The 554-nt window shown below is 34.1% G+C and carries 1 protein-coding gene; it reads left to right on the top strand.

Features of this window, described 5'->3' with window-relative positions; genetic code table 11:
- Positions 1-143 precede the first annotated feature (143 nt).
- The coding region (locus RCF13_RS25265) for a hypothetical protein (protein WP_308141646.1) at positions 144-554 on the top strand (411 nt) is incomplete at its 3' end.

Raw genomic sequence — 554 nt, 5'->3', positions numbered from 1 at the left:
CAACTTGTCATGTAGTTCAACGTTATACAAAAGAACACACTTCTAGCATTCATGTAACTGTTGAAGAAGATTGCATGCGTGTACATCATCGTTCTTTAAAAGTGAAATTTTCAAAATCAATTCAGTTATAGGAGTGTGATTGATTGAGTTCATTATTACTAGCAGCACAAAGTTTCAATGTAGAATATTTTAATAAATATATAGAATATCAACGAGAAAACGAACCATCTACAGAGTTAGCCAATGGAGTTTTGGGTGGGATACAGAGCTATATTCCGATTGGAGTGAATATAGCATTCAATGTATTCATAATTGGTTTTCTATTTGCTTGTATTGTGTTATCAGCAGCTATGATAACTAAAAATGCTCAGTGGCAAAAAAATGCGGTGTGGGGCATTATTTTTACGGTTGTAGCCGTACTTGCTCTAAGGCTAGCTCCGTTATTAATTATTACTAATGACATAGTAGGAATCGCATCCTTGATGAGAGACATAGTTGACTTTTTAACAGCTATTGGGATTCATGCGTCAATTGCTATGCTGTTAATTAGTTTA

Source organism: Stenotrophomonas maltophilia group sp. RNC7 (genome assembly GCF_030910085.1).
Classification (GTDB): domain Bacteria; phylum Pseudomonadota; class Gammaproteobacteria; order Xanthomonadales; family Xanthomonadaceae; genus Stenotrophomonas; species Stenotrophomonas sepilia.
The sequence above is the reverse complement of the archived record's forward strand: the minus strand, read 5'-3'. Positions and strand labels throughout refer to the sequence as shown.